Genomic DNA, 24,436 nt, shown 5'->3' with positions numbered 1-24,436 from the left:
GTACCGGGGACGGGGTTCGGCGGCGAGGCTCACGCCGCTGGCCAAGGTCCGGAACCTGGTCGTCGCCGACCGGTAAGGCCGCGAACGGGGCACCCTCGCCCATCGGCAATGCGGTCACCCGTTGCGTGGCTGGTCATGGGGCGGGGCGGTCTTCCTGAGCCATGCGCGTGCGGCCCCTCTACGTCACGGCGCTGCTCGGCTTGGAGACAGCGCGTGCGGTGCGCAGGCTCTCGGAACGTGAGCCCGTGTTGTCAGCGTGCAGCGGTCGTTGACGCCCTGAACCGTCTCGGAGAACCCCTACCGGAATGCGGGCCGGGCCGGTGTTCGACTCGGGCACGACGATCGTCAGTTTCAGATCGTCGGGGTCGGTACAGCGGCGAAGCCGGACGTTGCTGATTCTCGCCCCTCCCAGGCGCATACTGTCAGCGCGTTTCCCACAATCTCACGGTTGTGTCGAAGCCGCAGCTGGCGAGCAGCCGTCCGTCCGGGCTGAACGCCAGACCCTGCACGGCCTTGCGGTGGCCGGTGAGCTGGACGGTCGCGGTCAGGTGCGTGGGGTCGGTGACGTCCCACAGGGTCACGATCGCGTTCTCGCATCCGGAGGCCAGCAACCGGCCGTCCGGGCTGAACGCCACCGCATACATCTGCCCCGTGTCCCCAAGGCCGGCCAGGGGAAGGGTGGCGGCGTCCGTCCGCACAGGATGTGCCGGGTCGGTGACATCCCACACCATGACGGCTCCTTGCCGCCACGATCCGTTGGTGCCGGAGACAACGCCCAGATCCCCGCTGGCGGTGGCCAGTAGCCGCCCGTCCGGACTGAATCCCACCGAATGAACGGCAGGCGCCCCGCCTGAGGTCAGCGACTTGACCCAGTCGCGGGCCTGCGGTCGGAGGACGGCGGTGCGGACCGGACGCGTCGGCTCGCCGACATCCCACAGGACCGCGGTGTCCTTGTCGCCGTCGGAACCCGTGGCCAGTAGCCGTCCGTCCGGACTGAACATCACCGTCCTGACGGGACCTGACCGCCAGGCATGCCGGTGGTTGGTGACAGGGGTAGCCCGGCTCGGCCGTGCCAGGTCGGTGATGTCCCAGATGATCACGGTGCGGTCGCTGGCGCAGGCGATGAACCGTCCGTCCGGACTGAAACTCACCGCGCGGACACCGCCTTGCCGCCAGCCGTCGCGGGACAACCAGCCGGGACGTTCATGGACAAGGGTCACCGACCGGGTTGGGTTTGCCGGGTCCGTGACGTCCCAGAGGAGCACGCTCCAGTCGGTGCTTCCGGATGCCAGCAGCCGTCCGTCCGGGCTGAACGCCACCGCGTTCACCGCTCGGTGATGGCTGGTGAGTGCGGCGGCCTGGATCGGGTGGGATGCCTCCGTGACGTCCCAGAGGACCACGGTCCTGTCGCTGCTTCCGGATGCCAGCAGCCGTCCGTCCGGGCTGAACGCCACCGAGTTCACCGCTCGGCCGTGCCCGCTGAGGGTAGCGGCCAGCCCCCGCGAGGGAGGCGGCGACGGCCGTCGCAGGAATGCCATGGTGCAGTCTCGCGCGATCCGGAATCCCAGGGAAGGCGGAGGACCGACTTCCGCTGTCCGGCAGTGCGACGGTCTCCGGTGCTACGGCGAGGTGGGCAGGTGGGGGGAGCGGAGCACGAGCAGGGTGATCTCGCTGGGGGCGAAGACGCGGAAGGGCGGGCCCCAGAAGCCGGTGCCGCGGCTGGTGTAGAGGAGGGTGCGGGTGCCGTGGTGGCTGAGGCCGGCGAGGGCGGGCTGGTCGATGCGGACCAGGTGGTGGAAGGGCCAGATCTGGCCGCCGTGGGTGTGGCCGGAGAGCTGGAGGTCGATGCCGTCGGCTGCCGCCCGGTCGACGAACGTGGGCTGGTGTGCCAGGAGCAGGACGGGCAGGTCGGGGTCGGCGCCGTCCAGGGCTCCGGCGAGGTGGGCGCGATGGCCTGGCAGGCCGGAGGACTCGGCGGTGACGTCGTCCACGCCGGCGACCACGAGGGTGTCGCCGCCGCGTTCGAGCAGCAGATGGCGGTTGCGCAGCGGCTCCCAGCCCAGCTCGTCCATCAGGTCGACCCAGCCCTGGGCCTCGCTGTAGTACTCGTGGTTGCCGGTGACGTAGACACGGGCCCGGGTGGCCCGCACGGTGCCGAGGGGGAGGGCCTGGGCGCGGCGGCGTTCGGCCGTGCCGTCCGCGATGTCGCCGGTGTGGCAGACCAGGTCGGCTTCCAGGGTGTTGACCGTCTCGCAGACCCGGGCCGACCAGCGGGCGCGATCGAGCGGGCCGTAGTGGGTGTCGGTGATGAGGGCGACGCGGAGGCCGTCCAATCCGGCACCCAGGCGCGGGAGTTGCACGTCGAGGCGGCGTACGCGTGGCACGCGGCGGGCTTCGGCGTATCCCCAGGCGAGCAGTACGGCGGTCGTGCCGAGGACGGCCCAGGTGACGATTCGGGCCCGGTCCTGACTCTCGCCGACGCCGGCCACGGTCAGGGCGAGCCGCAACAGGACGCCGAGCAGGACGGACCAGGTGAACAGGACCCAGCTCGCGCCCAGCAGGGTGTCCCCGACGATCGCCGCCCGGTCCTGCTGGCGCCGGCCGTGGCCGCGGACCATCGCGAGCGGCATACCGACGAGGCCGAGGACGAACAGGGCGGTGCCGACCGGCGTGACGGGCCGCGGCCAGTGCTGGCCGGTGTACAGGAGCACCCAGCAGGGCACGGCCCACAGCAGGACGGGGGCGATCAGGGGGATGTAGCGCATCAGGCGGTGCAGCGGGCTCTGCCGCGGAGCTTGCACTTCGCTGTCGGCGGGTCGGGTGTTGCTGGTGTCGGTCACGCTTCCCCTCTCTCACCAGGCTGCCGTCCTGTGCACTGTATCCGGTCGTCCTCGGGCCGGCCCGACCCGGCGTCCACGGGTGCGGTCCTGCGGGGCGAAGGGTTCTCCGCGGAATGGCAGGACTCCGCCGTGGACAACTCCGCCGGCATGAACCGCCGTCTGGACGCCCTCCGCTGGGCGCTGTTCACGCAGACACAGTGCCGTTGCCTGTCGGGCTGGTGCGCGGCCGGCTGACCGACTCGGTTTCCGCGTCCACCGTCCCGGTCGTAGCTTCGCGGCTCCGGTTCGATGTCGCGCGGGAAGTCGGAGACGGCGAGGGTGTTCGGCCGCGTCGACTGCTCCGCGATGTACCCGCCGTCGGTCCGGAACCATCGCGCCGACCGGGCCAGGTAGGCCGCGGCGTCGGGCGCGAGCTTTGCCGGGTCGGCAGTGAGCGCACGCTGCGGGGCGACGTTCGTGAGGTGCAGGGCGGCCACCCGGTCCCGGCGCCGTCCCGGTGGGCGACGGCGGTCGCAGGGGCGCGGGGGTATTCATCCGGCGGTGCCGGTCTGCGACGGAGTTGCGGGGGACTCGGCGGCCGGACCGGGAGTCAGCGCGTCGACCAGCCCCCACCTCAGCGCCGTCTCCACGTCTGTCGCAGCTCCTGACAGGGCCAGGTACGCGGCTCGTTCGCGGCCGATGCGGGCGGGAAGGCTGACGGTGCCGCCGGCACCGGGGATCAGCCCCATCCTGATCTCGGGAAGCCGGAAGGTCGTACCGGCGGCGGCCGTGATCGATCCCGCGAAAGCGGCCAGTTCGATGCCCGCGCCGACGCAGGGGCCGTGCACGTGGGCTGTCACCTTGGGGGCGCACCGCTGGAGCAGTGCGGCGGGGCTGCGGTGAACGCGTACGAGGTGTGCTTCGGCGGGGTCGCGCGATGTGCCGAACTCGGAGAGGTCACCGCCGCTGCAGAAGGCCGGCCCGTTGCCGAACAGGTCGACGTGGGTGACCGTCGCGTCCAGTACGGCGACCTCCAGTGCCTCGCACAGGGCGTCCCGTGTGGCGGCGTCGAAGGCGTTGCGCACCTCTGGCCGGTCCAGGGTGAGCGTCATTCGTGCACCGTCGCGGTGCACCCGAACGGGCTCGGCGGCGGGGCGAGAGGCGCGGGGGCGGGCCGAGGTCAGCCAGGTGCGGAAGTCCCGGCCCGCCTGGAGCGTGGAGTAGGCGAGGGATTCGAGGACGAGACGGTCGGACCCGGAGAGCGCGCGGCCCATCCGGAGTACCTGCACGAGGCTCACGCTGGCGGCCGGATGGCGTGTCACGGTGGTGTGCAGGAGCCGTGCGGTCGCGTACGGATCGGCGCAACTCACCCACGGGCGCGGGGGATCAGGGGCAGCGGTGAGCAGGATGTCGAAGTCCTCGGTCGTATCCCTCGGCCGGGCGGCGACAGCGACACGTACGTGGTCCGTCCCGGCCGGTGACGGCAGAGCGCGGTCCAGGTCGACGCAGGAAAAGGGCGACTCCACGGTCCGGAAGTGTAATCTGGCGTCTCCTGAAGGAGAAGGGCGTTCACTTCATGGAGAACCCAGTTCTCGATCAATGGGCGGCCGACGTCGAACCCTGCCTCGGCCCGCTGTCCGAGGTCGTGGACGACTTCACCCGGCTCACGGGCGTTCCGGTCGATCTGCCTGACGTCCTGTTCCGCCGCGCCCGGTCGGCCTCGTTCGGACGGCCCGGGAAGGTGTCGGCGGGCGGCTCCTGCCACCTCATGGCCGCGGAGGACGGTTGGGTGGCGATCAACCTGGCCCGGCCGGACGACGCGGCCTCCCTGCCCGCACTGCTCGGGCTCCTCGGCAGTGCGCCCGGCACCGGTCTGCGAACCGCCGTACTGCGATCGTCCGCCACCCGAGCGGCCCGCGCTGCTCAGTCGCTCGGCATCCCGGCGGCGGTGCACGCGGAGGCAAAGGGCGGTCGCGGGCCCATACGCGTGGAACGCCTCGGCGCGCGCTCTCCACGTCGCCTCGATGGGCTGCGCGTCGTCGACCTGTCCGCGTTGTGGGCCGGGCCGCTCTGTGCCCGGCTGCTGGGGCTGGCCGGAGCACGGGTCGTGAAGGTGGAGAGCACGGAACGGCCGGACGGGGCGCGTTCGGGGCATCCCGCTTTCTACGACTGGCTGCACGACGGCCACGAGAGTCTGGTGCTGGACTTCGCGTCCGGCGCCCTGGCCGCCGCGGTCGCCGAGGCCGACGTGGTCATCGAGGCCTCCCGCCCACGGGCCCTGCGGCGACTGGGCGTACGCGCCGAGGAGTTCCTGGCCGCCCGCCCGGGCAGGGTGTGGGTCGGTATCACCGGGTACGGGCGCGACGACGACCGTGTCGCCTTCGGCGACGACGCGGCCGCGGCCGGCGGCCTGACCGGCCTGGACGAGTCGGGGGCCCCGGTGTTCCTCGGTGACGCGCTCGCCGATCCGGTCACCGGTCTGTACGCCGCTCATGCGGCCGTGCGTTCCCTGGAGCGTGGCGGCGGCGAGCTGGTATGCGTGTCCATGGCCGCCTGCGCGGGTGCCCTTGCGGCGAGCCGGGGAACGCGGTGCTGATCAGGGCGGTGGAGGTCGAGGGACACGGTCAGGTGGACGTACGGGTCGGGGCCGACGGCCGGATCGCGGAGATCGGCCCCCGCCTCGCAGGGCCGGCGGACGTGCACGGGCGCGGCGGGGCGCTGTTGCCCGGACTGCACGACCACCACGTCCACCTCACCGCGCTGGCGGCTGCGACCGCCTCCGTACGGGTCGGACCCGGCGACGTACGCGGACGCGCCGGACTCGCGGCGGCGCTGCGCGAGGGTCCACCGGGCGAATGGGTGCGGGCCGTCGGCTACCACGAGAGCGTGGCCGGAGAACTCGACCGGTGGGCGCTGGACGCGATCGTGCCCGACCGGCCGGTACGGGTACAGCACCGCAGCGGCGCCATGTGGTTCCTGAACAGCGTTGCGCTGCGGTCGGCCGGCCTGGACGACGGCGAGGACCGTGACGGCCGGCTGTGGCGGTCGGACGAGCGGCTGCGCCGCCTGGTTCCGCCGGTCCGGCTGGACCTCGCCGGACTGGGACTTCGGGCGGCACGGTGCGGCGTCACGGGGTTCACCAACGCCGATCCGCGCCCGGCGCCCGGACTCGGGCGGACCCTTGCGGCGCTGCCGCAGCGGGTGGTCGTCATGGGAGGGGACACGACGGCACCGGTCAAGATCATGCTCGACGACCAGAGTCTGCCCACGCCCGTCGGCCTCGCGGCCACCATCGCCGGACTGCGGCCCCGCCCGGTCGCCGTGCACTGCGTCACCCGTGTGCAGTTGCTCGTGACCTTGCTTGCCCTGGAGCAGGCCGGACCGGTCGACGGAGACCGCATCGAGCACGGGGCGGTGATCCCGGGTGACGTCCTGCCGTGGCTACGGCGGCTCCACGTGACCGTGGTGACGCAGCCGCACTTTCCCGTCGAGCGAGGCCGTGAGTACGCCACCGACGTCCCCCCGGACGACCGGCCACACCTCTACCGCTGCCGCAGCCTGGCCGAGGCCGGCATCCCGCTGGCCGCCGGAACCGACGCCCCGTACGGCACCCCCGACCCGTGGGCGGTGATGCGGGCGGCCGTCGCACGGGCGGACGGCGAAGCGGTTACGGCGCGGGCTGCCCTGCGACTCTTCCTCGGTGCACACGAACAGCCCGCCCGGCCACGGCGGTTGAGGGTCGGGAGCCCGGCCGACCTGTGCCTGCTCGATGCGCCGCTGCACGAGGCGTTGGACGCGCTGTCCGCCGATCTCGTCCGGGCCACCTACGTCGGCGGCCGGGCGGTCACTCCTTGCAGCACGCTCACTCAGACGCTGTAGCCGCCGTCCACGGCCAGGGCCTGCCCGGTGATGAACGCGGCCCGGTCCGAGGCGAGGAAACAGACCGCTTCCGCGATGTCCTGACCGTGCCCGAACCGGCGCAGGGGGATGTTGCGCCGGGTGATCGCGAGGGCTTCCGCGTCGAGTTCGCCGGTGTCGATCAGCCGGGCGGCGATGCCGTCGTCGAGCATGCCGGGAGCCACGCAGTTGACCCGGACCCCGTACCGGCCCTCCTCGGCGGCCAGGGCGCGGGCGACGGCCTCGACCGCGCCCTTCGTCCCCGAGGACAGCCCGTCCCGGACCGGGTAGCGACGGGTGGCGACGGTGGTGACGGCGACGATGCTGCCTCCGCTCGCCCGCAGCAACGGCAGCGCCGGATGCACGAGGTTGAAGAACGCCACGGCGTCGGACTCCAGTTGGGCGCGGTACCGGGCGGGCGTGACCTGGCTCAGATGGGTCATGGGCACGTGGGGTCCGGCGGCGTACACGAGCGTGTGCAGGCCGCCGGACGTCTCGGCGGCCTCGGTGACGGCCCGCGCGGTCGCCGCCTCGTCGGTCAGGTCGACCCGCAGCGAGTGGACTTGCCGGCCGAGCGCCTTGACCTCGTCCGCCAGGGCACCCGCCGCCTCGTGGCTGGCCCGGTAGGTGAACGTGACGTCGCTTCCGTGTTCCGCCAGCGTCCGTACGACCGCGGTGCCGATGCCGCCGGTGCCGCCCGCGACGAACGCGGTCCCGGGCCGGCCGGTGAAGTCCTCCACGGACATGGCTCACAACCCCAGTGACTTGGCGATGATGACCTTCATGACCTCACTCGTCCCCGCGTAGATCCGCGTGATGCGGGCGTCCGCGTACAGCCGGGCGATCGGATACTCCAGCATGTAGCCGTATCCGCCGAAGAGTTGAAGGCATCGGTCCACGGCCCGGGCCTGCATCTCGGTGCAGAACAGCTTGACCTTCGCCGCGTCGGCGCCGGAGAGCCGGCCGTCGACCAGGTCCAGGACGGCCCGGTCCAGCAGAGCCTGCGCCGCCTCGACCTCGGCGGCGACGGCGGCCAGTTCGAACTTGGTGTTCTGGAAGGCGGCGACCGGCGAGCCGAACACCTTGCGTTCCTTGACGTAGGCGATCGTCGTGTCCAGAGCCGCCCGGGCCTGTGCCACCGAGCCGACCGCGACCGTCATCCGCTCCTGCGGGAGGTTGTGGCCCAGGTACCGGAAGGCCGCGCCCTCCTCGCCGAGCCGGTCGGTCACCGGCACCCGTACGTCGTCGAAGGCCAGCTCGACCGTGTCCTGCACCTTGATGCCCATCTTGTCCAGCACCCGGCCGCGGGTGAACCCGGGCATGCCGTCCGCCACGACGAGCAGCGTCAGCCCTGCTCGCCGGTCGCCCGGGTCGGTCGCCGTACGCGCCACCACGATCACCAGATCGGCCAGCAGCCCGCCGGTGATGAAGGTCTTGGCGCCGTTGAGGACGTAGGTGTCGCCGTCGCGTACGGCGGTCGTGCGGATGCCGGCGAGGTCGGAGCCCGTGCCCGGTTCGGTCATCGCGATCGCGGTCAGCAGCCGCCCGGACGCCAGCCCGGGGAACCAGCGCCGCCGCTGCTCCTGGTTCGCATAGGCGAGGAAGTAGGGCAGCACGACGTCGAGTTGGGTGCGCACGGTGCCCAGGGTGACCAGGGCGCGGGCCGCCTCCTCCTGGAGGACGACGTTGTAGCGGTAGTCGGGCAGCCCGCTGCCGCCGTACTGCTCCGGGACCGCCATGCCCAGCAGGCCCAGCGAGCCGAGGGTCCCGAAGAAGTCGCGTGGGATCCTTCCTGCCTTCTCCCACTCGCCGTAGTGCGGCACCACCTCCTTCGCCACGACCTCCCGCACCAGTGCCCGGAACGCCTCGTGGTCGTCGGTGAAGACATCCCGTCGCATGCCGAACGCCCCTGTCATTCCGCGAGTTCGACGAGGGTGGCGTTCGCCGTGCCGCCGCCCTCGCACATGGTCTGCAGGCCGTAGCGGATCCCGAGGGCGCGCATGTGATGGATCATGCGTGTCATCAGGACCGCACCCGACGCGCCGAGGGGATGGCCGAGGGCGATCGCCCCGCCGAGCGGGTTGAGGCGCTCGGGGTCGGCGCCGGTCTCGGCGAGCCAGGCCAACGGGACGGGTGCGAAGGCCTCGTTCACCTCGAAGACCCCGACCTCCGACAACGCCACCCCGGCTTTCCGCAGCACCTTCTCGGTCGCCGGGACGGGCCCGGTCAGCATCAGCACCGGGTCGGAGCCGACGACCGCGCCCGCCCGGAACCGCACGAGCGGGGTCAGGCCCAGCGCACGCGCCCGTTTCGGCGTGGTGATCAGCAGGGCCGCCGCGCCGTCGGAGATCTGCGAGGCGTTCCCGGCGTGCAGGACACCGTCCTCCTGGAAGGAGGGCTTGAGCCGCGCCAGTGACTCCACGCTGGTGCCGCGCCGGATGCCCTCGTCCGCCGTGACCCCGGCCACGGGCACGATCTGCCCGTCGAAGGCCCCGCCGTCCTGCGCGGCCGCCGCCCGCTCGTGCGACAGCGCGGCGTACGCGTCGAGCCGCTCCCGCGTGAAACCCCACTTCTGCGCGATCAGCTCCGCGGAGATGCCCTGGTTGAAGGAGAAGTCCTGGTAGCGGGCCAGGACTTGGGGCCCGTACGGCATGCCGCCCGCCTTCGCCGAGCCCAGCGGCACCCGGCTCATGACCTCGACGCCACCCGCCACGACCACGTCCTGCTGCCCCGAGAGCACCGCCTGGACCGCGAACTCCAACGCCTGCTGACTCGACCCGCACGCCCGGTTGACCGTCGTCCCCGGGATGCTCTCGGGCCAGCCGGCCGCCAGCACCGCGTAGCGGCCGATGTTGCTCGACTGGTCGCCGACCTGGGACACACACCCCCAGATCACGTCGTCGACCATCGCCGGATCGACGCCGGACCGTTCGGCGAGCGCCGTCAGCACCGCCCCGGACAGGTCGGCCGGATGGACGCCGGCCAGCCCGCCGTTCCGTCTGCCGACGGCCGTACGGACCGCCGCCGCGATCACCGCTTCCCGCGTCATGTGTCCTTCTCCGTTCGTCTCGGCACCGCCCAGCGGCCGGTGAACAGCGGCTCTCGCCTGTCGGCGAACGCGGTGTACGCCTCCCACACGTCCGCGGTGGCGAAGTTGACCGCCTGCGCCCGCGCCTCGTTCGCCAGCGCGTCCCGCAGGGTGCGGTCGGCGCCCTCGTCGAGCAGCGCCTTGATCTGCGCGAGCGCGACCGGTGCGCCGGACGCCAGGCGCGCCGTCAGGTCGTCGACGAAGGCGTCCACCCTGTCGGCGGCCACGACCCAGGTCACCAGGTTCAGCGCCCGCGCCTGCTCGGCGTCGATCGTCTCCGCCAGCAGGGCGAGCCGCTTGGCCTGCTGGAGTCCGACGAGCTTCGGCAGCAGCCACGAGCCACCGCAGTCGAGCGCCAGACCGCGCCGCGCGAAGATCTGCGAGAACCGCGCCTCGGGCGTGGCCACCACCAGGTCGCAGCCGAGCGCCAGGTTCCAGCCCGCGCCCACCGCCACACCGGTCACCTTGGCGATGGTCGGGAACGGCAACTCGTGCAGCAGCAGCGTCACTTCACTGAGCGTCCGCATCCGGTGCAGCGGATGCCGGTCGGTCACCGGCCGGGAGATGTCGGCACCGGAGCAGAAGGCACCGCCCGCTCCGGTGAGGACCAGAGCCCGTACGGAGCTGTCGGCTCCGGCCTCCCGCAGGGCCGCCGCCAGCGCCTCCCACAGCTCGGCGTCGATGGCGTTCCTGCGGTGGGGCCGGTTCAGCGTCAGCGTCCGTACGCCGTCGGAGGTGTCGCTCGTCAGGAGCACGGTCACCGCACCGCTCCCTGCTCGCGCAGCGCGACGACGTCCGTTGCCTCGAAACCCAGTTCGGCCAGTACGGCGTCGGTGTGCTCGCCCAGTGCGGGGACGGCGCCCATCGGCGGGTCGTACCCGGCGATCACCGGCGGCGGCAGCAGCGCGGGCACCGGGCCCGACGGTGTGCCGATCTCCCGCCACCGGTCGCGGGCGGTCAGCTGTTCGTGGGCGAGGACGTCCTTCGCCGTGTTGTAGCGGGCGTTGCCGATCCCGGCGGCGTCCGCGCGGTCCTGGACGTACACCAGGTCGTGCCGCGCGCACCAGGCACCGATCGCCTCGTCCAGCGGGGCACGGTGCCCGACCCGGCCGGCGTTCGTACGGAACCTCTCGTCGTCCGCCAGGTCCGGCCGGCCCAGCAACTCCCGGGCCAGCCGCTGCCATTCGGCGTCGTTGGTGGTGCCCAGGACGACGGTCTGCCCGTCGCCGGTGAGGTAGGCGCCGTAGGGCGCGACGGCGGGCGAGCTCATGCCGAGCGGCTGCTGCTCGATCCCCGAGTGCAGGGTGTAGGTGAGCGGATACCCCATCAGCTCGGCCATGGTGTCGAACATGCTCACCGCCACGGACGACGGCGGACCGCCCCGGCCCGTGCCGTACAGCAGCGCCAGGACCGACAGCGCCGCGTACAGCCCGCTGCACACGTCCGCCACGGGCGGCCCCGGTTTCGCCGGGGCGCCGGGGCGGCCCGTCACCGAGCAGGCGCCCGACTCCGCCTGGACCAGCATGTCGTAGGCGCGCTTGTGGGAGAGCGGGCCGCCGGGGCCGTACCCGTCGATCTCCACGGGGATCAGTGCGGGGTGCCGTACCCCCAGGTCGGCGGGGGAGAGGCCGAGCCTGGCCGTGGTGCCGGGGGTGAGGTTGGAGACCAGGACGTCGGCGCGCTCCAGCAGTCGGTGCAGGACCGCGAGGCCGGCCTCCGACTTGAGGTTCAGGGCCACCGACTCCTTGCCCCGGTTCGCCCACACGAAGTGCGCCGCCAGCCCGCCCACCACGTCGTCGTAGTGGCGGGCGAAGTCACCGCCCTCCGGGTTCTCGACCTTGATGACACGGGCGCCGAAGTCGCCGAGCGTGCGCGTGCACATGGGGGCCGAGACGGCCTGCTCCAGGGTCACGACCGTGACGCCGGTCAGCGGTCCGCCCACCTCAGAACTCCCCGAGCCGGGCGCGCAGTTCGTGCTTGAGGATCTTCTGGCTCGCGTTGCGCGGGAGCCCGTCCACGAAGCGGACCCGGCGGGGGACCTTGAAGTTGGCCATGTGCTCCCTGGCCCAGGCGATGATCTCGCGCTCGGTCGTGTCCGCCCCCGGCTTCGGCACGACGAACGCGCAGCCGACCTCGCCGAGCCGCTCGTCGGGGACGCCGACCACCGCGACCTGCGCGATCGCCGCGCAGCCCAGGAGCAGTTTCTCGATCTCGGCGGGGTAGGCGTTGAAGCCGCCGACGATGAACATCTCCTTCTTGCGGTCGACGACGGACAGGTTGCCGTCCGGGTCGAGGCGGCCGATGTCCCCCGTGTGCAGCCAGCCTTCGGGGTCGATCGCGGCGGCGGTGGCCTCGGGGTCGTCCCAGTAGCCGCGGGTGACGTTGTAGCCGCGCACCAGGATCTCCCCGTCCTCGCCCGGAGCGGCGTCCCGACCGTTGTCGTCGGCGATGCGGACCTCGACGCCGGGTACGGCCCGGCCGGTGGTGCGGGCCACCGTCTCCTCCGGGTCGCCGACGCGGGTGCTGGTCACCAGCGCGCTCGACTCGGTCAGCCCGTAGGCGCTCAGCACGATGTCGAAGGTCAGCTCCTTCTTCATGGCGCGGATCAGGGCCTCCGGGATCGTCGTGCCGCCCGTCATGGACACCCGCAGCGAGGACAGGTCGTACGCGGACCGGTCGGGGTGGTTCAGGAGGTCGTGGAAGATGGTGGGCGGGCCGAGGAGGATGCTGACCCGTTCGTCGGCGACGATCCGTAGGGCCCGTTCCGGGTCGAAGACGGCCATGGGGATCACCGTCACCCCGTGCATCAGGGAGGCCAGCCACCCCGCCTTGTAGCCGAAGCAGTGGAAGAACGGCGGGATGACCAGGAACGTGTCGGAGGCGTCGAAGGTGTACTCCGTGGACATCCAGCCGTACGCCCGCAGTGACTGTCCGTGGGTCAGCTGCACGCCCTTGGGGTGGCCGGTGGTGCCGGAGGTGAACATCACGTCGGACAGGTCGTCCGGGGCGATCCGGTCGATCGAGGCGTGCGCGGCAGAGGGCGCCGTCCGCGCTCCCGCGTCGAGGAAGTCCTGCCAGCCCAGGGTGGCCTCCACAGGCGGGCCGAGCAGCGACACGGAGGTGGCCAGGGCGGGCAGCCCGGGGTCGGCCCGTCGCAGCTCGCCGATGTAGTCGGTGCCGAGGAAGGAGGCGGCCGCGAAGAGGGCTCTGGCACCGGACCTGCGCAGGATGTAGGAGATCTCCTGGGCTTTGAAGCGGGTGTTGAGGGGGACGACCACACCACCCGCGCCCTGGATGCCGAGGGCCGCGACGATCCACTCCGTGGAGTTCGGCGCGCACAGGCCCACCCGGTCCCCGGGGCCGATGCCCAGCGCGAGTGCCCCGCGCACCGCCCGGACCATCCGCTCCTCCAGCTCACGGAAGGTCAGACGCCCTTCGCCGTCGACGAGGGCCGGGGCGTCGCCGAACCGCCGGGCGGCGATCCTGATCATGTTCGGGATGCTGCGGAACTCCTGGTCGTGTCGCATCGGTGGCTCCGTTGTTCAGGCACGGTCGTCGGCCGGCAGGCGCAGCAGCCGCTTGGCGATGATGTTGCGCTGGATCTGGGACGTTCCGCCGTAGACCGACGCGGCCCGGGAGTAGAGGTAGTCCCCGAAAACCTCGCCGCCCTCCGCGTGCAGCTCCTCGGGGAACACCAACAGGGCGGTCTCGTAGAGGCGTTGCTCGGCGCGGGTCATCAGCAGTTTGTCGACGGACGAGTCCGGTCCGGCGACCTGACCGGCGAGCCGCTGCGCGGTCCGGCGCCGGGCGTGGGCGACGAGGACCCGGTAGTCGACCACGCACTGCCCGATCCGCGCGAGCAGCCCGTCCGGCAGGCTCCCGCGCCGGTCGAGCGCGGTGCGGCGCAGACGGTCGACGAGCAGCCCGTACTTCGACAGGTGCCCGGTGTCGAGGGCGTTGCGCTCGTACGACACCGTCGTCATCGCCAGTGGCCAGCCGTCGCCCTCGGCGCCGACCCGCTCGGCCTCCTTGACGCGGACGTCGTCGAGGAACAGCTCGCAGAACTCCTCGTCGCCGTTGGCCGCGCGCAGCGGGCGCACGGTTACACCGGGCCGGTCCAGCGGCAGGGCGAACGCCGAGATAGAGGTGTGTGCGGGAGCGGTGCGGCCGGTGCGGGCCAGGAGCAGGCAGAGGCCGGAGTACTGGGCGTAACTCGTCCACAGTTTCTGCCCGTTGACGAGATAGCCGCCGTCCGGCTGCCGTTCGGCGCGGGTGCTCATGCCGGCCAGGTCCGAGCCCGCGCCCGGCTCGCTGAAGCCCTGGCACCAGACGTCGTCGCCCGAGAGCATCCGGGGCAGCAGGCGTCGGCGCTGCTCCTCGTCGCCGAACTCCAGGAGAGCGTGGGCGAGATAGCCGATCCGGGGCACGCCGGGGGCGCCGCGCGCCCCCAACTCGTCACTGACGGCCACCTGGTGGAGCGGCGTCAGGCCGCGGCCGCCGTACTCCCGCGGCACGTCGAGGCCGACCCAGCCGCCGGAGTGCAGGATGCGGTGCCAGCGGTGCAGGAAGGCGGGGACCGGTTCGTCCGGCCGCCGCTCCGGCAGCGGGTGATCGGCCAGCCAGGCGCGGAAGTCCCGCCGCAGCCGCTCCAGGTCCGCCGGGTCGCCGAAGTCGAGGGGGCCGTCGGTCATCGGGTCGCCTCCGGTGCGGCCAGGGCGGGCAGCAGGTCGGCCGTGGTGGCCAGCACGGTGGCGCCGACGAGCACCTTGCGCAGGTACAGGTGGGCGGCGTGCTCCCAGGTCTGGGCGATCCCGCCGAACACCTGCATCCCCGCGTACACCGCCTCCACGGCCGAGGTGTTCACCTCCGCCTTGGCCGCGCGGGCCGCCGCGAGCGCCCGGTCCGGCGGCTCGTGGTCCAGGCACCAGGCGGCGTACCGGGTGGCGCTGGTGCCGGCCTCCACCAGGACGGTCGCGTCGGCGAGCAGATGCTGGACGGCCTGGAAGGAGCCGATCCGTCTCCCGTACTGCCGGCGCTCGCGGGCGTACGCCACGCTCTGCTCGACGAACGAGGCAGCGGCGCCGACGAGTTCGCTCGCCACGACCACCAGCGCGTACGCCTGCCAGCGCGGTCGGTCCTCCGGTGCGAGCCGTCCCAGGGGCTCGCCCACAGCGGAGGCCTGCCGCACGCTGCGCAGCAGGTCGGCGGTCGGTGCCTGCGGCCCGAGCCGGGCGCGGGTCACGGTCCCCTCGGTGTCGGCGTACAGCGCCGCATCGGCTCCGTCGCAGTCCCAGGCGCGGAGATCTTGTGAGCCGGGGCCGGGGAGACGCAGGTCGGAGGCGAGGGCCACCGTGAACCGCGCGTCGTGCTCGTCCGCGCGGAGGAGGCGCAGCAGCTCCGGAGCCAGCAGGACGGTGCCCAGCAGCGAGGTGGTCAGCGGCAGCCGGCCGTGCTCCTCGGCGAGCAGGGCGCACTCCTGGACGGTGGCGGCGGGCCGGGCGGTACCGCGCAGTTCGACGAGCCCCAGCCCGTCCAGCGCCTCCTGAGCCGCAGCTCGGGACTGGGGCTTGACGTCGTCGGCCGAGCCGATGGCGTGCTGGGTCGCGAACGTCCGGAGCAGGTCACGGACCAGCGTGAACTCCTCGGGCTGCACGCTCAGCCCTCCCCGGGGGCGGCCGGGCGGCGGTGGGCCCGGGCGGCGAGCTCGCCGACGATGCGGATGTGGTCGGGGCTGGTCATCGTGGACCGCTCCGCCAGGAGTGCCGCCTCCATGCCGCCGCGGGAGACCTGCTCGACCACCGCGGCCAGCGCCGCCTTCGTCGCGCGCAGCGCCTCCGCGGGCTGCGCGGCGAGCCTGTGCGCCAGCGCCAGAGCCTCGGGCATCAGATCCGCGGCGGGCACGACCCGGTTGGCGAGGCCGAGCCCGGCCGCGGTGGCGGCCGGGATGCGGTCCCCGGTGAACAGGTACTCCTTCACCCGGAGCAGGCTCGTCAGCAGCGGCCACAGGGTGACCCCGCCGTCGCCCGCCACCAGACCGACCGAGACATGCGGGTCGGCGAGGTAGGCGTCCTCGGCCATCAGTACCAGGTCGCAGCCGAGGGCCAGGGAGCAACCAAGCCCCACCGCAGGGCCGTTGACGGCTGCGATGACGGGCAGCGGGAAACGGATCATCTCCGTCTGGATGGTCCGGTCGAGCCGGATCGATCGCTCGCGCAGTTCCGGATCGTCATGGTGGCGGCGCAGATGATCGAAGTCGCCGCCGGCGCTGAACGCCCGGCCGGCGCCGGTGAGGACGACCGCCCGGGCCTTGGTGTCGTCCGCCAACTCGCGCCACACCTCGGACAACCTGCGGTGGAGCTCCGCGGACACGCCGTTGAGACGTTCCGGACGGTTCAGGGTGACGATGCGGACGTCGCCGTCGGCGACCACGGTCAGTACGGGACTCACCTCGCTCATGCCAGCGATGCTATTAAAGGTCAGGCCGTAACTGTCAATGGTGTTGCGCGAATACGAGAATGAGATTCTCGCAAACTCCGGTCGTACCCGACATCTCGTACCCCGACATCTCGTACCCCGGCGTCTCGTGCGCCGGCTGTCAGCCTTCGGGGTCGGTCAGCTCAACGCGCTCGCGCACGTCCACCTCCGCCGCCGCACGCGCGAAACCGCACACGTGCCGGGACATCCGCCGCATCGCCGCCGCCTCGTCACCGGCCCGGATCGCGTCGGTGATCCGGGCGTGCGCCCGCGCGGTGACCTCGCGGATGTCCGCTCCCGTGAACTGCCGCAGGTTCGTGGCCGCGTGGATCGACTGCGAGAGCGCGCTCATGAACCCGATGAGCAACTCGTTGTCGCCCGCCCGCGCCACCGCGTTGTGCCAGCGCACGTTCGCCCGCAGGAACCGCTGGACGTCGTCCCCGGCCTCCTTCAACTCGGCGTTCGCGGCGTCCATTTCGGCCAGGTCCCGGTCGGTGCGCCGTCTCGCGGCCAGCGCGGCGCAGGTCGGCTCGATCGCCTCCCGGGTCTCGTGCAGCGCCTCCAGCCGGATCTGCTGGCCGCGGATCACCAACCGCACGGTGTTCGCCAGGGACTCCCGCCCGGGCCGGTGCACGAAGGCGCCGCCGCCGCGCCCCGGCCTGATCTCCAGGAGCCGCTCGACCTCCAGGATCCGCAGCGCCTCACGCACGGTGGCCCGGCTCAGCCCGGTCTGCTCGACGAGCTGGCGCTCCGGCGGCAGGGCCGTGCCCTCGCCGATCTCCCCGGACAGGATCCGCTCGCGGACCTCCGCAGCCAGCACGTCCGACGCCTTCGGCACGGTCAGCGTGTCGAAGCGCGGGGTGTGGGCGGAGGGCTCGGCGCTGGGCACGGGATCAGGCCTCTCGTCGTACGTCCGTTTCGGCTGAACCATTCAACACAGGACGTCCGGCGCTGTCACATGACCATGCCCCCGTCGACCGGCAGCACCTGACCGGTGATGAAGGAGGCCGCGTCGGAGGCGAGGAAGACGAACGCCCCCGCGACCTCCTCGGGCTCCGCCCACCGCCCGAGCGGGATCCGGGCCAGCATCTGGGCGGCGAACTTCTCGTTCGTCCGGATGGTCTCCGTCATCGGGGTCGCGGCCAGCGGGGCGAGGGCGTTCACCAGGATGCGCCTGCGGGCGAGTTCGCGCGCCAGCGACTTGGTGAGGCCGATGATGCCGGCCTTGGCGGCGGAGTAGTTGACCTGTCCGAGCGTGCCGACGATCCCGGCTGACGAGGTGACGTTGATGATGCGCCCGCGCCCGTCCTCCGGCAGGCGGGGCAGTGCGGCCTGGGCGCAGTGGAAGCTGCCCAGTACGTGGATGTCCAGCAGCCGCCGGAAGGCGTCCGCCTCCAGCTTGGCGAACATGGCCGGTGCGGTGACCCCGGCGTTGTTGACCAGGATGTGCAGGGTGCCATCGGCGAGTGCGGCCGCCCGGGACACCGCGGCGTCGGCGCTCGCCCGGTCGGTCACGTCGAGCGCGGTGCTGTCGGCGGTCCATCCGGCGGCGGAGATCTTCCCGGCGACGGCCGCCGCGGCCGTCTCGTCGACGTCGGTCACGAGCACCGCCGCCCCGGCCCGGGCGAGCGCCTCGGCCACCGCCGAGCCGATACCGCCCGCGGCACCGGTCACCAGCGCCGAGCGCCCCGTGAGGTCGAACAGATCCGTACGGTCGGTCATCCCCAGCTCCTCAGTAGCTCCTGGGCAGGCCCAGCGTGTGCGAGCCCAGATAGTTCAGGACCATCTCCTGGCTGACGGGCGCTATCCGCATCAGCCGTGCCTCGCGGAAGTAGCGCGCGACCGGGTACTCCTCGGAGTAGCCCATGCCGCCGTGGGTCTGCAGCGCCCGGTCGGCGGCGGTGAACCCGGCGTCCGCGCACAGGTACTTGGCGGTGTTCGCCTCACGCCCGCACGACCTGCCCCGGTCATAGAGCCAGGTCGCCTTGCGCAGCACCAGCTCGGCCGCGTCGAGCCGGGCGAGGGAGTCGGCGAGCGGGAACTGGATCCCCTGGTTCATGCCGATCGGCCTGCCGAAGACCTCCCGCTCTTTCCCGTACCGCACCGCCCGGTCCAGGGCCACCCGGCCGATGCCGAGCGCCTCGGCGGCGATCAGCATCCGCTCGGGGTTCAGGCCGTCGAGGAGGTGGCGGAAGCCCTGGCCCTCCTCGCCGACCCGGTCCTCGACCGGTACCCGCAGTTCGTCGATGAACAGCTCGTTCGACGTGACTGCGTTGCGGCCCATCTTCGGGATCGGGCGGATGTCGACCCGGGCGCGGTCGAGGTCGGTCAGGAACAGCGTCATGCCGTCGGTCGGCTTCTCCACCTCGTCGAGCTTCGATGTCCGCGTCAGCAGCAGGATCTTCTCGGACTCCATCGCCTTGGAGATCCATACCTTGCGGCCGCTGACGACATAGTGGCCACCGTCCCGGCGGGCGTACGTCGTGATGCGGGACGTGTCCAGGCCCGCGCCCGGTTCCGTGACCCCGAAGCAGACGTGCAGGTCGCCGTCCGCGATCCGGGGCAGGGTGCGCCGCTTGAGCTCCTCGGAGCCGTGCACGACGACGGGGTGCATGCCGAAGACCGACATGTGGATGGCGCTGGCCGCGTTCATCCCGCCGCAGCGGGCGACCTCCTCCAGCAGCAGGGTCGCCTCGGTGATGCCGAGGCCATGGCCTCCGTACGCCTCCGGAATCGTGAGGCCCAGCCAGCCGCCGCCTGCGACGGTGTCGTAGAACTCCTGGGGGAAGACGTGATCGCGGTCCTTCTCCATCCAGTACCGGTCGTCGAAATCGCGCAGGAGACCGTTCACGGCCTTGCGGATCGTCTCCTGGTCCTCGGTCAGCTCAAAGTCCACGGCGGGGAACCCCTCTGCCGGCGGCTGATGGCGAAACATATCAAAGGTCAGACCGAAACGCTTCGTCAAGGGACCGCGGCTTCAAGGTCCGGCTTTGCCGGGGTGGCCGGGGGAGGCTGACGGAGAGATTCGACGGGTGGCCGGAGGGGCGCGAGGGCTGCCGACAGGGCGCGAGGGTTGCCGGAAGGGGGCGGAGCGAGGTTCTCGCCTGCGGCACAGGTTCTCACCCGCGGCACGGCGAAGGGCCCCCGCGTACGATCCCGCGGAGGCCCTGGGCCGGGAATGTCACGCCTGGGGGCGGGCGGCCTTCGTGGTGGCGGCCTTGGTGGCGGTCGCCTTCTTCGCCGGAGCGGCCCTCTTCGTGGCGGTCGCCCGCTTCGTCGGCGCCGCCGCGGCGGCCTTCTTCGCCGGGGCCGCCTTGCGCGTCGTGGTCGGCGCGTCCTCGATCGCCGTGGTGGCGACCGGAGTCTGCGGGCCGCCGGGCCCCCTGAGCCCGCCCAGGCAGAACGCCCAGACCTCCTCGGCGGTGATGGGGGAGGGGTGGGCACCGACCGGTGCCGCGGGAGCCTGTGCCGTGAACATCGCCGTCTGCATGATCAGGGACGCGATGCGCCGCGGCTTCGCGGCCACGGCCTGACCGGCCTCGACGGCCTCCTCCACCAGCTCCGTGAAGTAGGCGAGCAGCGGCAGGTGGGCGGTGGCCACCTGGTCCGGGTGGGTGACCAGCAGCTGGATCGCGAAGTCGGTGAAGAGCGGGGACTGCTGACCGGCACGCGGTGTGGAGGAGGCGTACAGCAGATCGACCGCGATCTTCAGCCGCTCCAGCGGGTCCCGCCCCGCGGCGGCCCGCTCCCGGATCTCGGCGGCCGACTTCGACAGCGCGTCCTCGAAGAGCGCGAGCAGCAGCTCGTGCTTGCCGTCGAAGTGCTGGTAGAAGCTGCGCAACGACTGCCGGGAGCGCTCCACGACCTCCTGCACGGTGAAGTCGGTGGTGCCTTTGTCGGCGATCAGCTCCTGGGCGGCGTCGAGGAACCGCTGGACGCGCTGCTCGGCGCGCAGCTTCGCGGCCCGGGTGGACCGCTCGACGGCGCGCTGCCGCCAGGCGGGCTCGGGGGTCTCGACCGGTTCTGCGGGGACGGCACTCATGAGCAGAACGGTACTCCACGTATGTGAAAAGGAGGGGCACTCCCCCTACCGAATCGCACTCCATAGGAAACAAGAGTATTACTTTCACTGAAAGAGAATGCTATTCTCGCCGATCCGGGCTCACGCTCGACGTGCGGCCACCGGGTACGGACAGGGCGGAGGCGGGCGTGGAGTTTGAACTCGACGAGGACCAGCAACTGCTGCGGCGCACGGTGCGTGAGACGGTTGCCAAGGTGCGCGGCCGACCCGAGGACCAGCAGTGGAGCACCTACCGCCGGCTCGGCTGGCTGGAGGCGCCCCCGCTCGAACTCGTCCTGATCCTTGAGGAGTTGGGCTACGCGGCAGACCCGACGCCGTTTCTCGCCACGGCTACTTGGTTCGCCCCGCTGACCGGTCGCCTCCCCGACGGCAGCGGCACCGCGGTCTTCGACGGCGCCGGCCGCTACGTCCTGGACGCCGACCGCGCCGACGAGGTCGCGCTGCTCACGTCGGACGGCGTGGTCGTCGTACCCGGCGCCGAACTGGCGGCGCGCCGGGTGCTCGTGCTCGACCCGAACCTGCACGTGGCCGAGGTCGAGGCAGGCGCCCTCACCAAGGCAGGCGCCCTCGGCGAAGCCGGGGCCCTCACCGAGGGCGTGCCCGACCTGGCGCTGGCCGGCCTGGCGGCCACCGCGGTCGGCGCCTGCCGCCGGATCCTCGACCTGAGCCTGGAGCACGTGAAGCGGCGGGTGCAGTTCGGCCGCCCGATCGGCTCCTTCCAGGCCGTCAAGCACAAGGCCGCCGACATGCACGTGGCGATCGAACGCGCCCGCGCCCTCACCCACTTCGCCGCCCTGACCATCGCGGAGGACGACCCCCGGCGCACCCGGGCCGCCCACATGGCCAAGGCCGCGGCGGGGGAATGCCAGCGGATGGTCTTCCGGCACGGGCTGCAGCTCTTCGGAGCCATGGGCTTCACCTGGGAGAACGAACTCCAGTACCACCTGAAGCGAGCCCAGGCCTGCGACCTGCTCCTCGGCACCGCATCCGCGCACAGGAAGGCTCTGCTGGCCTCATGAGACTCGCCGACGATCCCGAAGTGACCGCGTTCCGAGCCGAGTTCGCCGCCTTCCTCGACGCCCGCCTGCCCGCCGAGGCCGAGGCGCGGGACCGCTCCCGCTCCAGCGCCCACGTCCCCGACTGGGCGCGCCGCTGGCAGCGCACCCTGTTCGACGAGGGCTGGCTGCTGCCCGGCCAGCCGGCGGAGTTCGGAGGGCGTGACGCCACGCTGCCGCAACAGCTGGCGCATCTGGAAGAGTTGGCGCACCGCCGGATCTACCACAGCTTCAACCCGCAGGGCCTCGGCATCATCGCCGCGTCCCTGATCACCTTCGGCACCGCGGAGCAGAAGCGCCGCTGGGCCGTGCCGATCCTGCGCGCCGAGATCACCGCGGCGCTCGGGATGAGCGAGCCCGAGGCCGGCTCCGACCTGGCCTCCCTGCGCACCCGGGCGGTGCTCGACGGTGACGCCTTCACCGTCGACGGGCAGAAGATCTGGACCTCCGGCGCCCACGACGCCGACGTCCTGCTCGCCTTCGTGCGCACGGACCCCGACGCGCCCAAGCACAAGGGGATCAGCGCGCTGCTGATCCCCACGGCCACCGAAGGCGTCGTACGGCGTCCCTTCGGCTCGATCGCAGCCGAGGACGATCTCGACTTCAACGAGGTGTTCTTCACGGACGTCCGAGTACCGCGCGAGAACCTCGTCGGACCGCTCCACGAGGGCTGGCGGGTGGCCAACGGCTCCCTGGGGCACGAACGCACCCTGCTGTGGCTGTCGTTCGCCGAACGCCTGGAGGACCTGGTGCAGGACGCGGCCGACGTCGGAGCGGGTGAGGAGTGGTATGCCACCCTTCTCATGGACCTCCAGGCGCTACGGCTGCTCGGCTACCGGCAACTCGGTCCGGACCGCGACCCCGCCGAGCTGTCCGTCCTCAAGCTGCTCGGCTCCGAGGCCGTCCAGTCCGCCTCCCTGTACGCCCTGGAGGCCCACGGCGCCGACGCCCTGCGGCATCCCGCCCGCACCGGGCCGTACCACCACATGAACAACGAGGCGTTCATCTCCAGCTGGTTCGAGCGGTACGCGCGCAGTTTCGCCGGCACCATCGCGGGCGGCACCAGCGAGATCCAGCGCAACATCGTCGCCGAGCGCATCCTCGGCCTGCCGCGTTAGAGGACGGACAGAGGACCCCAGTCATGGACCAGATCCTGTACGACGTCGAGGACGGCGTCGCGACGATCACCCTCAACCGGCCGGAGGCCGCCAACGCCCAGACCATGGCCCTCCTCGACGACCTCGACGCCGCCTGGACACGCGCGGCCCGGGAGGAGGCGGTGAAGGTGGTCGTGCTCAGGGCGAACGGCCGGCACTTCTCCGCGGGCCACGACCTGAAGGACCGCTGGCCGGGACCCGGCGAGATCACCCTGGAGTGGATCTACGCCGCCGAGACGCGCCGGTACCTCGAATACTCGCTGAAGTGGCGCAACATCCCGAAGCCCACCATCGCGGCTGTCCAGGGCAAGTGCATCGCGGCCGGGCTGATGCTGTGCTGGCCGTGCGACCTGATCGTGGCCGCGGAGAACGCGGAGTTCTCCGACCCGGTGGTCCACATGGGCATCGGCGGGGTCGAGTACCACGGCCACACCTGGGAGCTGGGGCCCAGGAAGGCCAAGGAGATCCTCTTCACCGGCCGCCCCCTGACCGCGCACGAGGCCGAACAGGTCGGCATGGTCAACAGGGTCGTGCCATTGGCCGAACTCGGCCCGGCGACGGACGAGTTGGCCCAGCGGATAGCGCGGATGCCGTCGTTCGGCCTGCGCCAGGCCAAGCGCGCCGTCAACCAGACACTCGACGTCCAGGGCTTCTACGCCGCCCTCCAGTCCGTCTTCGACATCCACCAGACCGGGCACGGCAACGCCCTGAGCGTGGACGGCTATCCGATCCTGACCCGGCTGGACGAGATGAAGAGCCGCCTGAAGCAGGGCTGAACGGGGGAGGGGGCCGGGCCCTCTCCCGTCCCGGACCTGAGCCGACCGTCCCGGCCTCGGCGGACCGTCCCGGCCTCAGCCGAGGTCCGCGGTGAACAGGGGGAGGTCCACGGTCGTACGGATGCCGGGCGCGGCCGCACACACGGCGGGGACGGCGTTGACCGCCCGATGTGCGGTGTATCCGGGGGAGACGGCGGCCAGCCGCTCCAGCGGTACCGGGAACCGCATGTCGACGTCCAGGGGCGTGTCGCCGTCGACCGTCAGATGCCAGCCGGTGGGGCGCAGGTCCCAGTCCGCGTCCAGTTCCGTGGTGCAGTACCAGGTCGCGTCGAACTCCAGCAGCGTACGTCCGCCGTGCCGGCCGGACAGTGTGATCCGCTGCGCGGCCACCGTCCCCGCGCGAAGGACTCCGGCGGCGATGGCGGTCGTGCGGGAGGCGGTGGCGATCCGGCCCCGGGCCTCGACGGATTCGAGGGGCAGGCCCAGGGCGTCGGCCACCAGCCGCAGGGACGGCCCGAAACCCGACCGGACGTGTGCCAGGCGGCCTTCGTCGAACGCACCGTCCGCAGCCGCCCCGAAGCCCATCACGTCGAAGAGCAGCCCAGGTGAGTTCCGGCGCGACAGATCGGCGTACTCGTGGACGGTCAGCTTCTCAAGACTCCGCTGCACGGAGGCCAGGACGAGCGGTACGGCCTCGGTGATGAAACCCGGACTGCTCCCCGTGGCGTACAGCGACGTGCCGCCTCGCTCGCAGGCCTCCTCGACCCGGAGCCGCAGCGCGGGATCCAGGCCGGGCGGGTGGTGGAAACCGCCCGCCGTGGTCACCACGTTCGCACCGGACGCCAGCAGGGCGTACAACTCGTCGTGGTCGGTCGCGCGGGGCATGTACAGCACGCAGTCGGCGCCCAGTGCGAATATCTCGTCGGGGTCGCAGGTGGTTACGACCCCGGTCGGACCACCTCCGCACAGCTCGCCGGCGTCCCGCCCGGCCTTCTCCTGACCCGTGACGTACACACCGGCCAGAGCCATGCGCGGATGGTCGACAACGGCACGGAGGGAGCGCGTACCGATGTTTCCGGTGGCCCACTG

General features: G+C 72.1%; 22 protein-coding genes. 5 read left to right on the top strand and 17 right to left on the bottom strand.

Annotation, left to right across the window (positions count from 1 at the left end; translation table 11 throughout):
* Window positions 1-422: 422 nt before the first annotated feature.
* The 3 genes from ACFWPS_RS44790 to ACFWPS_RS44780 form a co-directional block, all read right to left on the bottom strand.
* Window positions 423-1,538 (bottom strand): WD40 repeat domain-containing protein, encoded by a 1,116-nt coding sequence (locus tag ACFWPS_RS44790; protein ID WP_383717473.1) that lies wholly within the window; start codon window positions 1,536-1,538, stop codon window positions 423-425.
* A gap of 81 nt (window positions 1,539-1,619) precedes the next feature.
* Entirely contained in the window at window positions 1,620-2,840 is a 1,221-nt protein-coding gene (locus ACFWPS_RS44785; RefSeq protein WP_383717470.1) for a metallophosphoesterase, read from the bottom strand.
* Window positions 2,841-3,370: 530 nt separating this feature from the next.
* Entirely contained in the window at window positions 3,371-4,345 is a 975-nt protein-coding gene (locus ACFWPS_RS44780) for an enoyl-CoA hydratase/isomerase family protein (RefSeq protein ID WP_383717466.1), read from the bottom strand.
* 50 nt (window positions 4,346-4,395) lie between these two features.
* Between ACFWPS_RS44780 and ACFWPS_RS44775 the strand changes: the two genes are divergently transcribed.
* A complete protein-coding gene (locus ACFWPS_RS44775) occupies window positions 4,396-5,415 on the top strand; it encodes a CoA transferase (RefSeq protein ID WP_383717463.1) in 1,020 nt (339 codons plus the stop codon).
* The gene (locus ACFWPS_RS44770) at window positions 5,409-6,698 is read left to right on the top strand and encodes an amidohydrolase family protein (protein ID WP_383717461.1); all 1,290 of its coding nucleotides are present in this window, start codon (window positions 5,409-5,411) and stop codon (window positions 6,696-6,698) included. Before ACFWPS_RS44775 ends, ACFWPS_RS44770 begins: the two co-directional genes overlap by 7 nt.
* Here the strand turns inward: ACFWPS_RS44770 and ACFWPS_RS44765 are convergent.
* The 13 genes from ACFWPS_RS44765 to ACFWPS_RS44705 form a co-directional block, all read right to left on the bottom strand.
* A complete protein-coding gene (locus ACFWPS_RS44765; RefSeq protein WP_383717458.1) occupies window positions 6,686-7,462 on the bottom strand; it encodes an SDR family NAD(P)-dependent oxidoreductase in 777 nt (258 codons plus the stop codon). The two genes, ACFWPS_RS44770 and ACFWPS_RS44765, sit on opposite strands and share 13 nt — an antisense overlap.
* A 3-nt stretch (window positions 7,463-7,465) precedes the next feature.
* Entirely contained in the window at window positions 7,466-8,614 is a 1,149-nt protein-coding gene (locus tag ACFWPS_RS44760) for an acyl-CoA dehydrogenase family protein (RefSeq protein WP_383717456.1), read from the bottom strand.
* 14 nt (window positions 8,615-8,628) lie between these two features.
* The gene (locus ACFWPS_RS44755; RefSeq protein WP_383717453.1) at window positions 8,629-9,765 is read right to left on the bottom strand and encodes a thiolase family protein; all 1,137 of its coding nucleotides are present in this window, start codon (window positions 9,763-9,765) and stop codon (window positions 8,629-8,631) included.
* Window positions 9,762-10,565 carry an enoyl-CoA hydratase/isomerase family protein gene (locus ACFWPS_RS44750; protein ID WP_383717450.1) on the bottom strand — a complete coding sequence of 268 codons (804 nt, stop codon included), beginning with the start codon at window positions 10,563-10,565 and terminating at the stop codon, window positions 9,762-9,764. Before ACFWPS_RS44750 ends, ACFWPS_RS44755 begins: the two co-directional genes overlap by 4 nt.
* Window positions 10,562-11,746: a CaiB/BaiF CoA transferase family protein gene (locus tag ACFWPS_RS44745; RefSeq protein WP_383717448.1), complete on the bottom strand. Its 1,185-nt coding sequence runs from the start codon at window positions 11,744-11,746 to the stop codon at window positions 10,562-10,564. Before ACFWPS_RS44745 ends, ACFWPS_RS44750 begins: the two co-directional genes overlap by 4 nt.
* Window position 11,747: 1 nt before the next feature.
* Entirely contained in the window at window positions 11,748-13,331 is a 1,584-nt protein-coding gene (locus ACFWPS_RS44740; protein WP_383717446.1) for a FadD3 family acyl-CoA ligase, read from the bottom strand.
* A gap of 15 nt (window positions 13,332-13,346) precedes the next feature.
* Entirely contained in the window at window positions 13,347-14,495 is a 1,149-nt protein-coding gene (locus ACFWPS_RS44735) for an acyl-CoA dehydrogenase family protein (protein ID WP_383717444.1), read from the bottom strand.
* On the bottom strand, window positions 14,492-15,457 hold the full coding sequence (locus ACFWPS_RS44730; RefSeq protein WP_383717441.1) for an acyl-CoA dehydrogenase family protein: 966 nt from the start codon (window positions 15,455-15,457) through the stop codon (window positions 14,492-14,494). The genes ACFWPS_RS44735 and ACFWPS_RS44730 overlap by 4 nt, the downstream gene beginning before the upstream one ends.
* Window positions 15,458-15,459: 2 nt before the next feature.
* Window positions 15,460-16,260, bottom strand: coding sequence for an enoyl-CoA hydratase/isomerase family protein (locus ACFWPS_RS44725; protein WP_383717439.1), 801 nt, complete (start codon window positions 16,258-16,260; stop codon window positions 15,460-15,462).
* A 139-nt stretch (window positions 16,261-16,399) separates the two neighbouring features.
* Window positions 16,400-17,209 (bottom strand): FadR/GntR family transcriptional regulator, encoded by an 810-nt coding sequence (locus ACFWPS_RS44720; protein WP_383717436.1) that lies wholly within the window; start codon window positions 17,207-17,209, stop codon window positions 16,400-16,402.
* A gap of 23 nt (window positions 17,210-17,232) precedes the next feature.
* Window positions 17,233-18,000, bottom strand: coding sequence for an SDR family NAD(P)-dependent oxidoreductase (locus tag ACFWPS_RS44715; RefSeq protein ID WP_383717433.1), 768 nt, complete (start codon window positions 17,998-18,000; stop codon window positions 17,233-17,235).
* Window positions 18,001-18,010: 10 nt separating this feature from the next.
* Window positions 18,011-19,174 (bottom strand): acyl-CoA dehydrogenase family protein, encoded by a 1,164-nt coding sequence (locus ACFWPS_RS44710; protein ID WP_383717430.1) that lies wholly within the window; start codon window positions 19,172-19,174, stop codon window positions 18,011-18,013.
* 285 nt (window positions 19,175-19,459) lie between these two features.
* Window positions 19,460-20,320 (bottom strand): TetR/AcrR family transcriptional regulator, encoded by an 861-nt coding sequence (locus ACFWPS_RS44705; protein ID WP_383717428.1) that lies wholly within the window; start codon window positions 20,318-20,320, stop codon window positions 19,460-19,462.
* A gap of 167 nt (window positions 20,321-20,487) precedes the next feature.
* Between ACFWPS_RS44705 and ACFWPS_RS44700 the strand changes: the two genes are divergently transcribed.
* From ACFWPS_RS44700 to ACFWPS_RS44690, 3 genes are read left to right on the top strand one after another with little or no spacing between them, the layout of a single operon-like run.
* Window positions 20,488-21,378, top strand: a complete 891-nt coding sequence (locus ACFWPS_RS44700) for an acyl-CoA dehydrogenase family protein (protein ID WP_383717425.1) — start codon at window positions 20,488-20,490, stop codon at window positions 21,376-21,378.
* Complete coding sequence (locus tag ACFWPS_RS44695; protein ID WP_383717423.1) at window positions 21,375-22,532, top strand: acyl-CoA dehydrogenase family protein; 1,158 nt, start codon at window positions 21,375-21,377, stop codon at window positions 22,530-22,532. Before ACFWPS_RS44700 ends, ACFWPS_RS44695 begins: the two co-directional genes overlap by 4 nt.
* A gap of 23 nt (window positions 22,533-22,555) precedes the next feature.
* Complete coding sequence (locus ACFWPS_RS44690) at window positions 22,556-23,347, top strand: enoyl-CoA hydratase (protein ID WP_383717421.1); 792 nt, start codon at window positions 22,556-22,558, stop codon at window positions 23,345-23,347.
* A gap of 75 nt (window positions 23,348-23,422) precedes the next feature.
* Here the strand turns inward: ACFWPS_RS44690 and ACFWPS_RS44685 are convergent, their stop codons facing one another.
* Window positions 23,423-24,376 carry a dihydrodipicolinate reductase gene (locus tag ACFWPS_RS44685; RefSeq protein ID WP_383717418.1) on the bottom strand — a complete coding sequence of 318 codons (954 nt, stop codon included), beginning with the start codon at window positions 24,374-24,376 and terminating at the stop codon, window positions 23,423-23,425.
* Window positions 24,377-24,436: the final 60 nt, after the last annotated feature.

The organism is Streptomyces sp. NPDC058457 (assembly GCF_042720695.1).
Taxonomy (GTDB): Bacteria; Actinomycetota; Actinomycetes; order Streptomycetales; family Streptomycetaceae; genus Streptomyces.
The sequence above is the reverse complement of the archived record's forward strand: the minus strand, read 5'-3'. Positions and strand labels throughout refer to the sequence as shown.

Excerpts from the sequence above, each read along its gene's own strand:
- ACFWPS_RS44735 (WP_383717444.1), bottom strand. The coding sequence starts at position 14,495 with ATGACCGACGGCCCCCTCGACTTCGGCGACCCGGCGGACCTGGAGCGG.
- ACFWPS_RS44715 (WP_383717433.1), bottom strand. The coding sequence starts at position 18,000 with ATGACCGACCGTACGGATCTGTTCGACCTCACGGGGCGCTCGGCGCTG.
- ACFWPS_RS44720 (WP_383717436.1), bottom strand. The coding sequence starts at position 17,209 with ATGGTTCAGCCGAAACGGACGTACGACGAGAGGCCTGATCCCGTGCCC.
- ACFWPS_RS44775 (WP_383717463.1), top strand. The coding sequence starts at position 4,396 with ATGGAGAACCCAGTTCTCGATCAATGGGCGGCCGACGTCGAACCCTGC.
- ACFWPS_RS44755 (WP_383717453.1), bottom strand. The coding sequence starts at position 9,765 with ATGACGCGGGAAGCGGTGATCGCGGCGGCGGTCCGTACGGCCGTCGGC.
- ACFWPS_RS44765 (WP_383717458.1), bottom strand. The coding sequence starts at position 7,462 with ATGTCCGTGGAGGACTTCACCGGCCGGCCCGGGACCGCGTTCGTCGCG.
- ACFWPS_RS44690 (WP_383717421.1), top strand. The coding sequence starts at position 22,556 with ATGGACCAGATCCTGTACGACGTCGAGGACGGCGTCGCGACGATCACC.
- ACFWPS_RS44725 (WP_383717439.1), bottom strand. The coding sequence starts at position 16,260 with ATGAGCGAGGTGAGTCCCGTACTGACCGTGGTCGCCGACGGCGACGTC.
- ACFWPS_RS44760 (WP_383717456.1), bottom strand. The coding sequence starts at position 8,614 with ATGCGACGGGATGTCTTCACCGACGACCACGAGGCGTTCCGGGCACTG.
- ACFWPS_RS44685 (WP_383717418.1), bottom strand. The coding sequence starts at position 24,376 with ATGGCTCTGGCCGGTGTGTACGTCACGGGTCAGGAGAAGGCCGGGCGG.
- ACFWPS_RS44740 (WP_383717446.1), bottom strand. The coding sequence starts at position 13,331 with ATGCGACACGACCAGGAGTTCCGCAGCATCCCGAACATGATCAGGATC.
- ACFWPS_RS44705 (WP_383717428.1), bottom strand. The coding sequence starts at position 20,320 with ATGAGTGCCGTCCCCGCAGAACCGGTCGAGACCCCCGAGCCCGCCTGG.
- ACFWPS_RS44790 (WP_383717473.1), bottom strand. The coding sequence starts at position 1,538 with ATGGCATTCCTGCGACGGCCGTCGCCGCCTCCCTCGCGGGGGCTGGCC.
- ACFWPS_RS44695 (WP_383717423.1), top strand. The coding sequence starts at position 21,375 with ATGAGACTCGCCGACGATCCCGAAGTGACCGCGTTCCGAGCCGAGTTC.